This window comes from Dysgonomonas sp. 37-18 (genome assembly GCF_001899125.1).
In the GTDB taxonomy this organism is placed as follows: Bacteria; Bacteroidota; Bacteroidia; order Bacteroidales; family Dysgonomonadaceae; genus Dysgonomonas.
Genome location: NZ_MKVC01000016.1, coordinates 129,651 through 143,131, shown reverse-complemented (window position 1 = coordinate 143,131; position 13,481 = coordinate 129,651). Strand labels below are relative to the sequence as shown.

The window sequence follows — 13,481 nt, the reverse complement described above, 5'->3', positions numbered from 1 at the left end:
AATTTCTATTTTATCATATTTTATATAAAAAAGTGTGATTGTTCGATATTACATGTATTTTTACAGGATTATAAAGATATCATCAACTTAACAAGAATCTTATGGAAGGCTTTCTGATATTACTAGTTATCATTATTTTTATCGTTATAGTTGTATTTCCAATTATCATATATGTAAAAGTAAGTTCTATTCGGAACGATATTGAGTATTTGAACAATAGTTTCAATGACCTTAACTTCAGACTAACAAGTTTTTTCAAAGAAGCTGGTTCTCTCGAAGCTGTAAAAGAAAGGTTTGAATCAATTGATGAACTATCGGCTATAGAGAACGTAAAACAAACAAATGCAGAAATCAAGGAGCCGGAGGTGGTAGAAGAAGCTCCTCTTTCGGATGTTCATATAGCTGCGTTTAAGGAAAGGGTGCTTGATGACGAGCCTGTTGAGGAGATTATATCAGTAGTTGATGAACTGAAAGAACAAACTGTTCCTTCGTTTGCAGCCTCTATTAGTCATGAAAAAGAAGATGTTAGAGAGAGAATACTTCAACCATCCGAATCAGCTCCTATAAAGGAGGCTATAGAGCCTGAACGAAACTTTATAGAAAGATTGCTTGGTGAAAACTGGCTGAGCAAAGTAGGGATTGTGACTTTGGTATTGGGTATTGCCTTCTTTGTAAAGTATGCTATAGATCGTGATTGGATCAACGAAATCGGACGTGTAGGTATAGGGTTACTTACCGGAGGTATAATCATTGGTATAGCTCATAAGCTCAAAAAACAATATCATGTTTTTTCTTCGATACTGGTAGGCGGTGGTATTTCAGTCTTTTATATTACAATTACACTGGCATTCAGAGAATATGAATTGTTTAGCCAACCCATTGCTTTTGTATTGCTTATAGCCATAACAGTTTTCTCCGTTATTCTCTCACTCTTATATGACCGTAAAGAATTAGCCATATTTTCCTTGCTTGGTGGATTTGCATCACCACTGATGATAAGTACAGGAGCAGGAAATTATATTGTATTGTTCTCTTATATATTTATTCTGAATACAGGTATGCTTGTCGTTTCTTTTGCTAAGAACTGGCGTGTTATAGGTATTATGTGTTATATGCTTACTTTGGGATTCTTTTGGAGTTGGTTGTTAACCGCTTATCGAAATCATAGTTTAGTACTTGTTACTCTGTTTACTGTATTGTTTTTCGTGCAGTTTTATCTGTTGGCTATAATAGATCACCTGAGGACAGAAAAAAAAGTTACGACTTATCAGAGTTTTCTTATATTATCGAATAACCTGTTTGTATTCCTTGCCTGTTTATATGTGTGGGATCAATGTCAATACGATGTAAGGGGGCTGATAACAATAGTTTTGGCGGTGTTTAATGCAATTGTTATGTTTACCTTATTCCGACGTAGCGAAGTGGATCGGAACCTCATATATCTGATTATAGCTGTAGTGATGACCTTTGTCAGTCTGGCTATTCCGATACAGCTCAATGGACATGTTATTACCATGTTTTGGGCTGCTGAGGCTGTTGTCTTGTTATTGCTGTGGCGTAGATTACGCGTTAATGTGTTTTGGTTCGGCTTTGGTGTTATCTGTTTGCTGACTGTAATATCTTATGTGATGGATGTTCACGAAACTTATTCTTACGATTCCGAATTACCAATATTGGTGAATAGGATATTCATCACAGGAATAGTGGTAATAGTTGCTTCTGTCATTTGTTTGTTTATCTTGAGAAAAGAAGATCCTGATATGGAAATCGAAATACGAGGATTTGATTTATTATCCGTCGGTGCTGTAGTCAAGGTATTTAAATATGTTCTTATTACCTTGGCTTATGTAATGCCATTCCTAGAGTTAAATTATCAATTAGAACGTTTTACGGATGTTGAGTTCTACTCGAGCTTTAGGTATTTGTGCATGGCTACGTATACCGCATTGTATGTCGCATTATTGGCTTTTATATACAGGAAAAAAGCGTCGGCAGCTTTTACTTATGTTTTACTGCTTGCTTCTATGATTTGTTATGGCGCTTTCTATTCATATATGGCTATAGACCTGCGCTTCGATATATTTTCTTCCGGAATGTATAGTACAGTTCACTTTCTGATACACTATCTATCGCTGCCGGCGGTTATATATATAGCTTACCTGCTTGTGAGAAACATAAAATCATTGCCTCAAGAGTGGTTCTCTTCTATATGCTGGGTGTTGGTTGTCTTGTGTGTAGTGATATTAAGTATAGAAACCGATCATACCATCATCGCATTGCTTGGGAATGCAGAAAATTATGACTTCTTGTTGTATGACGTCCATACCTTTGGCTATCCTATCTTATGGGGTGTTTTAGCGATGGTTTTGATGATATGGGGCTTGAATGTCAAAGAGGTATTGTTGCGTAAAATATCACTGATATTCTTTGGTATTATTATACTCAAGTTTTACGCTTACGATGTGTGGCATATGTCACAGGCCGGCCGGATCGTATCGTTTATTATTTTAGGGGTTATCCTGCTGTCGGTATCCTTCTTGCAACAGAAGATAAAGACATTGGTAAAAGCTGATGGAGTAGAAAAAATTGAAGAAAATAAGGAATAAAAACCAAGCCTGATGAAAAAAATAATATTTACATATCTGCTTTCTCTTTTTATCTTTCAAGTCTATGGACAGTCACTTTGGCGTGCTGATACAAAACCAGTAGAAGAAAAAGGGTATTATAATATAGAACTCGATCAGCATATAATAGCGAAGTCTGTTGCGTCGGACTTGTCCGATTTGAGGATATACAATAGTAAAAATAAAGAGATCTCTTATTTTCTGCGAGCGGTGAGTCCGGTGCAGGAAGTAAGTCGATTTGAAAGCTATTCATTAAAGCAGAATATTGAAAAGGATAGTCTTAATATTGTTATTGTAGATAATACAAAGTTAGATAATATAAGTCGTTTTTATATTTTTATACGTAGTGCCGACGTCAATAAATATGCTTCGGTGAGAGGGAGTAATGATTTGTCGCAATGGTATATTGTAAAGCAGAAGACTCATGTCTACAATCTTGAGCATAAGGCGGATAATAACGAAGATGCCTTACTGCTCGATATTCCCCAAGGAAACTATAAGTATTATGAGATAACGATTGAAAATGATCAAAACAGTCCGTTAAAAATATTAAGGATAGGAAATTATGCAAGCTCAAATATTTATGGACAGTTCTCCGAAATCAATCTGGGTCGTTTCGTAGCTAAGGATAGTATAAACAAGAAAACATATATCAGTTTTCCCGATTTGCAGGACACATATAAGATCAATCGACTGGAGATATCGGTACAAAGCGATGCTCATTATTTGCGAAATGTTCTTTTGTCTGATACGATTAACAGAAAGTCTTTAAAGTTCGATTTGTCTTCCAAAACGGATAACTCTTTCATCGTCGATTATTTTCCTCTTGGCAAGCACACTTTTATAGCTATTGAGAATAATAATAATCTTCCGTTAGATATTGTTTCAATCAAAGTGTATGGATTGAATCGTTATTTGTGCGCTTATCTAGAGAAGGGTGAAAAATATTATTTGGAGGTTGGTATGAGATATAAATCATCACCTGATTATGATATAGATCACTTTAAGAATGATATTCCTGTAGATTTGCCTATTGTTAAAACGGAGAATCTTTCTCAGATTAATATGCCGGTTGCAGCTTCTGAAAGGCAGCCGTCATTGATTGAAAAGCCTCTTTTCTTATGGGCGGTTATTATTCTAATTGGTTTATTTCTAACTTTTGTCTGTTATAAGACTATCAAAGAGATGAAGAAAAAATAGGGTGGAAGCCAATCAGGTTATGTCTTCCATTCTAATTTATCTTATATACGTGATCTCTGATGTGGATATGTTCTTTAATATGGAAAGTGACGATAAAAAATAAGTAAAAAAGTGTCACTTTTGTCACCTTTTTCTAAAGCTACCAAGATAGCGGGTGTAGCTATCACCAAAAAGCGAAAAAATAGAATTATCTTTGCACGCATTTTATACTCAAATAAAGATCAATGGCCAGAAAGAAAAAAGAACTTCCGTTAATAGAAAATGTAGAGATCGTAGATGTAGCCGCAGAAGGCAAAGCTATAGCCAAGGTAGATGATTTGGTTGTGTTTATACCATACGTTGTGCCGGGCGACGTGATCGATTTGCAAATAACCCGCAAGAAAAATAAATATGCGGAAGGAAAGCCTGTCCGTTTTATCTCATATTCACCAAACCGTACAGAAGCATTCTGTGAACACTTCGGTATCTGTGGTGGCTGTAAATGGCAAGTCCTGCCCTATGCGGAGCAATTAAAGTATAAGCAAAAGCAGGTTGAGGATAATTTGACGCGTATTGGAAAAATAGAGTTACCCGATATTCATCATATATTAGGTTCGGAAAAAACACAGTTTTACAGAAACAAATTAGAGTTCACTTTTTCGAATAAGAAGTGGCTTACCTTGGAGCAAATCAATTCCGGCGAAAGCTTTGATAATATGAATGCGTTGGGTTTTCACATTCCGGGTATGTTTGATAAGGTGTTGGATATAGATAAATGTTGGCTCCAAGAAGATATTTCTAATCAGATCCGCAATTTTATACGTCAATACTGTTACGATAAAAACTATACCTTCTTTGATTTAAGAAATAGGGGTGGATTGATGCGCAACCTTATTGTACGGACATCCACAACGGGTGAACTGATGGTGATTATTGTATTCTATGATGATGAAAAAGAACAACAAGAAGGCTTATTGACGGCTGTTGCCACAGAGTTCCCTCAAATAACGTCATTACTCTATATTGTCAATCAGAAAGCGAATGATACTATAACAGATCAAGACGTTCTGGTATGGAAAGGAAATGATTGTATATATGAAGAGATGGAAGGCTTAAAGTTTAAGATAGGTCCTAAGTCTTTTTATCAGACAAATAGCGAGCAAGCTTATAATTTGTATAAAATAGCACGTGATTTTGCAAACCTATCGGGCGATGAACTTGTATATGACCTTTATACAGGTACAGGTACTATTGCCAACTTTGTAGCCTCTAAGGCAAAGAAAGTGGTAGGAATAGAATATGTAGAGGATGCTATCTTGGATGCGAGAGTTAATTCCCAAATAAATAAGATAGATAACACGCTGTTTTATGCGGGAGATATGAAGGATATTCTTACACAGGACTTCATCAATGAGCATGGACGCCCTGATGTGATTATCACAGATCCTCCACGTGCAGGTATGCATGATGATGTGATAAAGACAATTCTTTTTGCCGAGCCTGATCGTATTGTATATGTTAGTTGTAATCCGGCTACTCAGGCACGTGACCTGTCTTTGTTGGACGAAAAATATAAAGTGGAAAGAGTACAGCCTGTAGATATGTTCCCTCATACTCATCATGTAGAGAATGTAGTATTGCTGGTGAAGAAATAAGAATTCGTTAAAAGCAGAGAAAGAGGCAATACTCGTTGGAATATACCTCTTTCTCAGCTTTTAAGAATTATCTCTTTTTATACTCTATTCTTTTTTCTTAAATAAGGATATTATCCAAAGCAGTACGATTGCTCCTATAGTAGACATTACCAAGTTGCCTAGAATACCGTTTACATCCAACCCGAGCAGCGTAAATATCCATCCCCCGAGTAATCCTCCGACAATACCGACTATAAGGTTTAGTATAAGTCCGAAGCCACTGCCTTTCATAATCTTGCCGGCTATAAATCCGGCAGCTATACCTATTATTATCGACCAAATGAATCCCATATTCTTTTATTTTTATGTTAATAAAATTGAACTCTACCTTTTATAACACGCTTAATAAAGATATGGTTTGCTTCTTGCATTATTTCTTAATATAACTTTGCAGATTTTTTACGTATTTGTCAAATGCATTTATGCCTGTTTGAGTTATTTTGCAAACGGTGCGGGGTTTCTTCCCATCAATGAATTTGCGGACGTTGATATATCCGGCTTCGCTTAATTTTTCTATTTGTACGCTCAAGTTACCCGCAGTTGAACCTGTCTTCTCTCGGATAAAGACAAAGTCAGCTTCTTCTACAGATAGCAGCAATGATATTACTGCCAGTCGCAGTTGCGAGTGTAAGAGTGGATCAAGTTCTTTAAACATTTTTAACGGCTTTACGGTTTGCTATATGCCCCGGTACACAAAGTCCAAGGATAGCACATATACCCAAAATAATAAATTGAATATCACCACTGGCAAAAATATAACTTAATGTGCACACTAAGGCTCCTCCCCAAAAAATACATGCTCCATAAAGGTATGGTCTGAATCGGCAAGCGATAGAAGTTGTAAATTGTGCTGCACCCATCATTGTTAAAATAATGGGAGTTATAAGGATTCCCAGAAAGCCTGAGTGTAAGGCGTATGCTGTTCCATAAATAGTTATAAGAAAGATCGCAACAGATATGGCAAATGCATTCCAGATGTGTCTTACTATTTTATCTATATGTGTTTTCACTGTCGCACTTCTCGAATATCTCCTCTTTATTATTCTTGATATTATTATCATTGGTATCATTGTTAGCCAAATCCAGAATGATTGATTCGGATCGTCTAATGTATGGATGAGGATGAAATTGGCAAGAGCGGTTGCAGCCACCACATATCCACTGAATATACTCGTTCTAATGCCTCCTTCCTGAAAATTGTTTCTCGCTTGCGAGATCATTTCATTGATAAGCTTCAAGCTATCTTGTTCGGTGAAATTATTTTCCATTATGCCGGTATTATTTTATTTATTGCACTTCGCTGAAATTTGTATCATAAAAGCTTCGCCCCAATGCGGTTTTTCTATTGTTTTTTGTTCTTTCTGATATAATGACTTTGCCTTATTTATCTCTTCACAAAAATCACGTTTCGAGCGAATAAAGTCAGGTAAAAAACTTTCATAAAAAGCTAATAAAAAGATTGGTCTCGGATTCTCCGGATTCAGCTTTATAGCCTTCTCATAGTTACTGATTACATCATTAAAATATTTTTGTCCATTTACTGCCCGATTGGTCATCTATAATGCATTGTAATAATACCCATACAAAGTACTGACTTCTGACTTGTCGGCATTGGTAAATGAATTTAGCTTGTCAAGACTTGCTTTTACCGTTTCGAGAATGGCTTCATTGTTTTCTGCCTTCGGGCTGTAATATACCATTTGTATTCCTGTGTATGCTACATAGTAAAGAGGTAGCCATTCTTTGTCATATTTCAAAGATATCCGTTCGAATTGATTCCGGATTGTTTGTAACTCGTTTACCGATTTGGCAGAATCTAATTTTAATACTGTTTTCTCCATTACTTTCAAATAGGTTGAATCAGTATTTGTTATTGCTGATAAAGCCATTGGTACAATTAGTATTGCTATACAAAGATAAAATTTAAACGTTTTCATAAGAATATAATTAAGGGTTAATGTTTTATTTTAGAATGTTGCCGGATCGTATGCTACTTTTCCACTTATTGTCCAGAAGAATCCGATGAAGAAGAAATTGTTTTGATACGACTTTATAGGTTTTGCTTCATATCTGCCCGATGTATTCGGGTTCGGATTATAATCATACCCATATATATTGGTTCTGCCAAGAATGTTTGAGGCACTCGCATATATGATTAGCCTTTTGTGTGCCAATACAGTCCAGCTAATATCCAAAGAGTTATAAGCGGGAGTTGTTTCGTTCATTACACCGGGTAAATTAGGATTGTGATATGCACGTCCACTGGCAAATCGGTTTGTTACTCCGATTATGCTTTTTAACTTTTCGTTCGAATACCTTAGAATGACCGATGCGTTATGTTTTGTCGTAAATGGCGGCATAATTTTTTCATTGTATTCGGCATACTTTCGCTTCGAATCATTGTATGAATACGATAGCATATATTCTAAGGATTGCTTGTTTCCTGTTCTGAACCCATCTTTATACATTAGGTCTACACCTTGGCTATATCCATGTCCATCAGAGTGATAAAAGTCGTCATATATGGTAGTCAGTTTGTTGTATTTCTTGTGATAAACTTCGACCCTGAATACTCGATAATTTGTAATTGTATTCTGTGCACTCAGTATATATTGCGTTGTATTCTCTTGTGACAGGTGATTGTTGTAAATCAAATTTTCGTTGGGAGAAGTCTGCTGATATTTTCCTGCGACAGCTGATAATACAATGTCTTTCTTTATATTGTAGTTTAAGGCGATGCGGGGAAGTAGTGCAAATGACTTGTCTAACGAAGCATACTCGATACGTGATGATGCGTTTAAGAGCAGCTTGGCTGATAGGTTAAAATCATTGCTGACGAATAATCCTTCGATGTTATGATTTACTTTTCTTTCTACACTCTTCTCGTCCAGATAAGTCATTTCATATTTTCTGATCAGAGCTTCTGTCCCTACTCCTAGCTTATACAAGCCGGAGAATCGTTTCTCTGCCTTTGTCTTTAGATGGAGCTCGCTTTCATCCGACTTAAATAGATCATTCGGTACTCTGGCATTATTTATATTCTTCTTATTCCAAGAATAAGCTACTCCGGCGAAGTAATTGATCCCATTGCTAAATCGCTTTTTGAATGTGCTGTTTAGGTATAGGTTATCTTCATCAAAATCTAGTTTGCGGTCAATATTGCTGAATGCGGGAGTCTCCTTTTTCTTAAAAAGAGTTTTGTCGTAAGTGAAATATGTTTTAAGATATGTTTTGTCTCCTAGCTTAAACCGAAGCTGATTGGCTGCGGATATTCCTTGATAATACTTATCCCAATCCGGCTTCTCGTCAGGGAATATCAGTTTTGTATATGGTTCAAGATTTGTATAGTTTACATCAAAAGAAGCAGATCCTTTATCCCACGATTTAGTCCCTCCCGTTCCCAATCCTACGCTAGTTAGACTGGCTCCTATCTTCGTAATAGTACTTTCGTCTTTAGTCGACAAGGGTAGTACGCTCGACAAACTTTGAGTATATTCCGGCGAGAAGCCTCCCGTTGAAAAATTTATCGCATCAAATATAAATGTAGAGTGCCTTCCCCTCACTGCTGTGTTTGCCGGCATGGATGTATATGGCGACATTACGTGCATCTCGTCTATATAGGTCTGAGTCTCATAGCTACTTCCACCTCTTACTTGCAGTTTGCCGTCTGTACCCGATATTTGAGCGCCGGGTAAGTTTGTTATGGATTTATATAAATCTCCTTCCGAGCCTGCAGCTGTAACTAGATCGATAGCATTCTTTTTTTCCAGATTCGATCCTCCTTTTAGCTGGAAACTACCTGCCGTAACGACTACTTCATTTAAGTTTGTTAGGTCGGGCTTCAGGTTAATAGTTAAGTTGTTCAGTTTCGAAACATCGGAAGTGATAGAGAACGGTTTATATCCTACAAATGAAGCTATCAGCGTAACAGACCCTTTCTCTTCAGTTTCTAAAGTAAAGTGTCCGTTCTCATCAGTACTCGTTCCATCTACTCTGTTTTCTATATAAACATTTGCGAAAGCTATACCTTTGCTGTTTTCATCTCTTACATATCCTTGTATTTGAGACTGACTAAATGCCCTGACTGATATCGTTAATAGAATTATTATTAGAGTTAACCGGAGTATCATATTTTTTTCCTTAAAGTGGTTTATAATATTTTATTCCGTAAATGTAAAGTAGTTTATATTGTAAACCAAATTATTTTATAAATAATTGAAATAAATATTGTTCGTCTTGTCTAGTTTGTTGATTATATCTACATTTATAAGTGGATAATAAATCTAAAGATTATGGATGAACTGGTTACTTTAAAAAGCGCTGACTTTGAAGCTAATTTGGCTATAGCAAAATCATTTCTGATTGACAATGGCATAGACTGTGTTGTAAATGGAGAATATCTTACTGTTTACACTGCTGGGTTAGGTACAGCCAGATTACAGGTCAGATCGGAGGATTACAGGCGCGCTGCAGAGTTACTTATAGAAGGAGGCTTTGCTAAGCGAGAAGATTTTGACTTCGAGAAATATCAATAGAAGATGAAGAAGAGTTGAAGATTTATTCAACTCTTTTTCTTATCATTCCTTTGTATTCCGGGTCGTAATTCTGTATCCACCATTTATACATTATGGTTGCCGTAATACAATATATTCCTGCCTGTATCCAAAGAGCTATATATTCGAACCATACATCATTCAGAGTAGCTCCCATTGTATTTATTTTAATGAACCCGTGAATGCCTGGTGTAGACGGAACAATGTATGCTATTGCCTTTATGGCTGTAGGTATCTCAGTCCAAGGCCAAGATATACCCGATATAAATATGAATATGACACTCGTAAATACAAACAACATCATACCGAATTCACGCTGCGAGCAGAAGTAGGAGAGTGTCATTGTAAAGAATGTAGCCGACAACAGGAACGGCATAAGAAATACTGCAATTGTCAGTGGATCTCCTATCTGCGGAAACTTGAAGATATATGGTATTACTCGCAGTACCCATACCGAGATCAGCATGTATAAAGAGGCATAGCAAAAGGCTTTACCGATCGTTAGCTTTATGGCTCCTACATTTTTGCCTTGGGCTGTGTGTGATGCTATTGTAAATCGTTTCTTATCGTTGTGTGTGCCAACAATAGTAGCTATACCGAGAAACATTGTTTGCTGTATAATCAATATAAGTATCGCAGGAACAAGGAAGCTTGCAAATCCATTCTGTGGATTATACATCGGAACCCATTCATTTTCTACTGTTTGCCGGGTAGTGGCATCTTCTTCCTGACTTCCGCTTCCGGTTTCAACTACGCGTATATCAGCACCCATATCCAGCGATACTTCGGTAGCGCTGAGTATCATTGCTTTGTAAAACAACAAACTGCTCATATCGGCATACACGCTGACTTTCGTTTGTTGCTGAGTATGTATGTCTTTGCTGAAATCTCTGGGGATATACATTATCCCGTAAGCTTCTTTTCTTCGGAGAGCTTCACGGGCTTCTTCCATGTCCGAGGCGTATCCTATTACCTTTACATCGGCTGTGGCATCTACCTTTCTCTTGAATTCCCTTGAGAGCGAAGAGTTTGAATCATCTACAAATATAACTTTTACCTCATGTACAGTTTCGTTATTGTATATAAAGCTATACAGTACAGGATAGGCCAACGGTACTATAAAGAACAGCAATATAACAGCCGGGTCTTTGAATATGACCTTTAGCTCGTTGATCCAAACATAATATATGTCAAGTAGTAATCTTTTCATAGCTCATATACGTTATCCTTCAGTAATTTTCTTACAGTACCGAAGAAGAATATTGATAGCAACACAAATCCAAGCAGTGCCGCATAATGATACATGGAGTAGCCTACCGCTATACCATTTAGCGCCTGATCTACATAGATAAGGAAAAAATGCCTTAGCGGGAATAAGTTGCTCAATGCGCTGAGGCTTCCATCCATCGCCAACGTAGAGAATGAAAATCCTGTAATGGAGAATGACACCATCCCTATAAGGCTGGCTATGCTTAGGGCAAACCGATAATTGCGGAATATTCCCAGAAGTATGACGCCTGCTCCCTGTGCTGCCAGAATGAGGCATGCATAATTAAAGAACATAGGCCAAAAACCATTATGCAATGGAAATCGATTGATGTAATAAAGGACTGCCACAAATAATAACGCTATCCCCATATATATGATCGTATATGGAAGTAGTTTCCCTATCATTACTTTGATGATGGAGTTGTCTCCCATAGACATAAGCTTTGGACCGTTACCTGCTTTTATTTCCGAACCGAAAGCCGATACGGTAAACATCAGGATAATCAATTGCAATATACCCGGCAAGAGAACATTGTTCAGATATACCGAATAGTTGAGCCAAGGGTTTCCTGTGGGATGAGCGTCTATCGTAATCGGTTGTAAGATCGGCATAATCTGGTTTTCTGTATAACCCTTTGCCGTTGCAGTCTTTAACCCTACTGAGGCCGAAGCCAATGTAGATATTGTTTTCAAGTCCTGAAATAGCAGAGAGCCCGATATCAAAAAAGCATTGTTGGTATAATAAACCAATTTGGGGCGATTGCCTGAAATTGCATCTTTCGTAAAATCTTTCGGTATGGTCAGTACAGCATATACTTCCATTCGCTCCATCTGATGCCTTGCTTCTTTAAACGAAAGGCTTTTATACTGTATATTCGTTTTTTCAAAAGCATCCAACTGGCGTATCAAAGAGCGTGTTGTAGTCGTATTGTCTAGGTCTACCACCGCAATAGGTATACGTGAGGGTAGCCCTGCGCTCATCATCCACATCAAAATAATCATGGATAATAGCGGAGCAACGAATATCCCCCATATACATATTTTGGATGAGGATATACGTATCCACTCCCTTTTGAATATGGCTAGTATACCGGTTTTATAGCTCATTTGTTATTCTTTAATGATAAGTGACATTCCCGGCAGTACATCGATGGCTTTATCGTTGAATCGAGCTTTTACCTCAAAAGTCTTTCTATCGTACTGTCCTGTTGTTTTAGTCGCTTTCCATGCTGCATACGATCCCAAATCTTTGACATAGTATACGGTCATCTCTACTTCCTGATCCAGTGCCGGAACGTATGCCTTGAATGTTTTACCTATATCTTTATAGTTCTTTAGATGGTCTTCTCTGATGTTGAATGAACCCCACTTATCGTCTAGTTTAGCAACATTCATTATCGGAGCACCTGTACCTACCAACTCTCCTTCGTTCGGAAATTTTTCGGTAACCTTTCCGTCAATAGGTGAGATCAGATAGCTTTCAGAGATGTAAGATGATACTTCTGCTACAGCACCTTTTGCTCTTTCCAATAAGGAAAAGGCGGCTTCTTTGTCTTCTTTTTCTGCACCGTTTACAGCCATGTCGTATTGAGACTTCGCGGCCTTTTCTGTTGCAACTGATGCGTTGTATTGTGCTTCGGCTTCATCTCTCTTTTGTGCGGTTACAACACCTTTGTCAAACAAGTTTTGAACACGCTTGTACGACTTCTGCGCTATGTCTGTTCCTACTTTAGCCTTTTGCCACATTTCGTATGCCCCTTGGATTTGCTCTACGCGTGCCCCTTTTATTGCTTTCTGGTTTTGTGCCGCAGCTCCTTGCTGTGCCGCATTTGCCTGTGCCAGCTTAGCATCGATGTCAGGAATGCTTAGTATAGCAAGAGTGTCACCTTTTTTTACATAGCTTCCTTCGTCTACCATATATTTTGCGATACGTCCGGGCACTTTGCTGGATATACGTACTTCGGTTACATCTGCTTCACCTTGTATGATGTTGTCTTCTTGGTTGAGGAAGAAGAAACCGTATAAGCCAACTAGAATAATAACGGCGGCAAAAATCAGAATAGGTATGAGTTTAGAACCTGTTTTTTTGTTTTCTGTATCCATATCTTTATTTGTTACTTTTTTTCATATATATATCGATTTGTTAATCAGTGATTTTAGGT

General features: G+C 37.4%; 13 protein-coding genes. 4 read left to right on the top strand and 9 right to left on the bottom strand.

What is annotated here, in order from left to right; genetic code table 11:
- The first annotated feature begins 101 nt into the window (after nt 1-101).
- The 3 genes from BGO84_RS06335 to rlmD all read left to right on the top strand — a co-directional run bounded on the left by BGO84_RS06335 (nt 102) and on the right by rlmD (nt 5,458).
- Nucleotides 102-2,606, top strand: a complete 2,505-nt coding sequence (locus BGO84_RS06335; protein WP_291028505.1) for a DUF2339 domain-containing protein — start codon at nt 102-104, stop codon at nt 2,604-2,606.
- Between the two features lie 12 nt (nt 2,607-2,618).
- Nucleotides 2,619-3,824 carry a hypothetical protein gene (locus BGO84_RS06330; protein WP_291028504.1) on the top strand — a complete coding sequence of 402 codons (1,206 nt, stop codon included), beginning with the start codon at nt 2,619-2,621 and terminating at the stop codon, nt 3,822-3,824.
- Between the two features lie 224 nt (nt 3,825-4,048).
- Nucleotides 4,049-5,458, top strand: a complete 1,410-nt coding sequence (rlmD, locus tag BGO84_RS06325) for a 23S rRNA (uracil(1939)-C(5))-methyltransferase RlmD (protein WP_291028503.1) — start codon at nt 4,049-4,051, stop codon at nt 5,456-5,458.
- Nucleotides 5,459-5,542: 84 nt separating this feature from the next.
- Here rlmD and BGO84_RS06320 read toward each other — a convergent pair whose 3' ends face one another.
- The 6 genes from BGO84_RS06320 to BGO84_RS06295 all read right to left on the bottom strand — a co-directional run bounded on the left by BGO84_RS06320 (nt 5,543) and on the right by BGO84_RS06295 (nt 9,627).
- The gene (locus tag BGO84_RS06320) at nt 5,543-5,788 is read right to left on the bottom strand and encodes a GlsB/YeaQ/YmgE family stress response membrane protein (RefSeq protein WP_252638448.1); all 246 of its coding nucleotides are present in this window, start codon (nt 5,786-5,788) and stop codon (nt 5,543-5,545) included.
- Nucleotides 5,789-5,867: 79 nt separating this feature from the next.
- Nucleotides 5,868-6,152 carry a transcriptional regulator gene (locus BGO84_RS06315; RefSeq protein ID WP_291028502.1) on the bottom strand — a complete coding sequence of 95 codons (285 nt, stop codon included), beginning with the start codon at nt 6,150-6,152 and terminating at the stop codon, nt 5,868-5,870.
- The gene (locus BGO84_RS06310; RefSeq protein ID WP_291028501.1) at nt 6,145-6,765 is read right to left on the bottom strand and encodes a hypothetical protein; all 621 of its coding nucleotides are present in this window, start codon (nt 6,763-6,765) and stop codon (nt 6,145-6,147) included. Before BGO84_RS06310 ends, BGO84_RS06315 begins: the two co-directional genes overlap by 8 nt.
- Before the next feature lie 15 nt (nt 6,766-6,780).
- A complete protein-coding gene (locus BGO84_RS06305; RefSeq protein ID WP_291028500.1) occupies nt 6,781-7,053 on the bottom strand; it encodes a hypothetical protein in 273 nt (90 codons plus the stop codon).
- Nucleotides 7,054-7,434 carry a hypothetical protein gene (locus BGO84_RS06300; protein ID WP_291028499.1) on the bottom strand — a complete coding sequence of 127 codons (381 nt, stop codon included), beginning with the start codon at nt 7,432-7,434 and terminating at the stop codon, nt 7,054-7,056.
- A gap of 30 nt (nt 7,435-7,464) precedes the next feature.
- Nucleotides 7,465-9,627 carry a TonB-dependent receptor gene (locus BGO84_RS06295; RefSeq protein WP_291028498.1) on the bottom strand — a complete coding sequence of 721 codons (2,163 nt, stop codon included), beginning with the start codon at nt 9,625-9,627 and terminating at the stop codon, nt 7,465-7,467.
- Nucleotides 9,628-9,789: 162 nt separating this feature from the next.
- Here BGO84_RS06295 and BGO84_RS06290 point away from each other — a divergent pair, with 162 nt between their 5' ends.
- The gene (locus BGO84_RS06290; protein WP_006841975.1) at nt 9,790-10,032 is read left to right on the top strand and encodes a DUF2007 domain-containing protein; all 243 of its coding nucleotides are present in this window, start codon (nt 9,790-9,792) and stop codon (nt 10,030-10,032) included.
- Nucleotides 10,033-10,054: 22 nt separating this feature from the next.
- On the opposite strand, the gene BGO84_RS06285 is transcribed toward BGO84_RS06290, so the two are convergent.
- The 3 genes from BGO84_RS06285 to BGO84_RS06275 are packed head-to-tail and all read right to left on the bottom strand — an operon-like array spanning nt 10,055 to nt 13,422.
- Nucleotides 10,055-11,260 carry an ABC transporter permease gene (locus tag BGO84_RS06285; RefSeq protein ID WP_291028496.1) on the bottom strand — a complete coding sequence of 402 codons (1,206 nt, stop codon included), beginning with the start codon at nt 11,258-11,260 and terminating at the stop codon, nt 10,055-10,057.
- A complete protein-coding gene (locus BGO84_RS06280) occupies nt 11,257-12,426 on the bottom strand; it encodes an ABC transporter permease (protein ID WP_291028495.1) in 1,170 nt (389 codons plus the stop codon). Before BGO84_RS06280 ends, BGO84_RS06285 begins: the two co-directional genes overlap by 4 nt.
- Before the next feature lie 3 nt (nt 12,427-12,429).
- Nucleotides 12,430-13,422, bottom strand: coding sequence for an HlyD family efflux transporter periplasmic adaptor subunit (locus BGO84_RS06275; protein ID WP_291028494.1), 993 nt, complete (start codon nt 13,420-13,422; stop codon nt 12,430-12,432).
- Between the last annotated feature and the right edge of the window lie 59 nt (nt 13,423-13,481).

What these genes read in the sequence shown, in the direction of transcription:
- BGO84_RS06295 (WP_291028498.1), bottom strand. Translation starts at nt 9,627, where the DNA reads ATGATACTCCGGTTAACTCTAATAATAATTCTATTAACGATATCAGTC.
- BGO84_RS06310 (WP_291028501.1), bottom strand. Translation starts at nt 6,765, where the DNA reads ATGGAAAATAATTTCACCGAACAAGATAGCTTGAAGCTTATCAATGAA.
- BGO84_RS06305 (WP_291028500.1), bottom strand. Translation starts at nt 7,053, where the DNA reads ATGACCAATCGGGCAGTAAATGGACAAAAATATTTTAATGATGTAATC.
- BGO84_RS06290 (WP_006841975.1), top strand. Translation starts at nt 9,790, where the DNA reads ATGGATGAACTGGTTACTTTAAAAAGCGCTGACTTTGAAGCTAATTTG.
- BGO84_RS06285 (WP_291028496.1), bottom strand. Translation starts at nt 11,260, where the DNA reads ATGAAAAGATTACTACTTGACATATATTATGTTTGGATCAACGAGCTA.
- BGO84_RS06330 (WP_291028504.1), top strand. Translation starts at nt 2,619, where the DNA reads ATGAAAAAAATAATATTTACATATCTGCTTTCTCTTTTTATCTTTCAA.
- BGO84_RS06335 (WP_291028505.1), top strand. Translation starts at nt 102, where the DNA reads ATGGAAGGCTTTCTGATATTACTAGTTATCATTATTTTTATCGTTATA.
- rlmD (WP_291028503.1), top strand. Translation starts at nt 4,049, where the DNA reads ATGGCCAGAAAGAAAAAAGAACTTCCGTTAATAGAAAATGTAGAGATC.
- BGO84_RS06315 (WP_291028502.1), bottom strand. Translation starts at nt 6,152, where the DNA reads ATGTTTAAAGAACTTGATCCACTCTTACACTCGCAACTGCGACTGGCA.
- BGO84_RS06300 (WP_291028499.1), bottom strand. Translation starts at nt 7,434, where the DNA reads ATGAAAACGTTTAAATTTTATCTTTGTATAGCAATACTAATTGTACCA.
- BGO84_RS06280 (WP_291028495.1), bottom strand. Translation starts at nt 12,426, where the DNA reads ATGAGCTATAAAACCGGTATACTAGCCATATTCAAAAGGGAGTGGATA.
- BGO84_RS06320 (WP_252638448.1), bottom strand. Translation starts at nt 5,788, where the DNA reads ATGGGATTCATTTGGTCGATAATAATAGGTATAGCTGCCGGATTTATA.
- BGO84_RS06275 (WP_291028494.1), bottom strand. Translation starts at nt 13,422, where the DNA reads ATGGATACAGAAAACAAAAAAACAGGTTCTAAACTCATACCTATTCTG.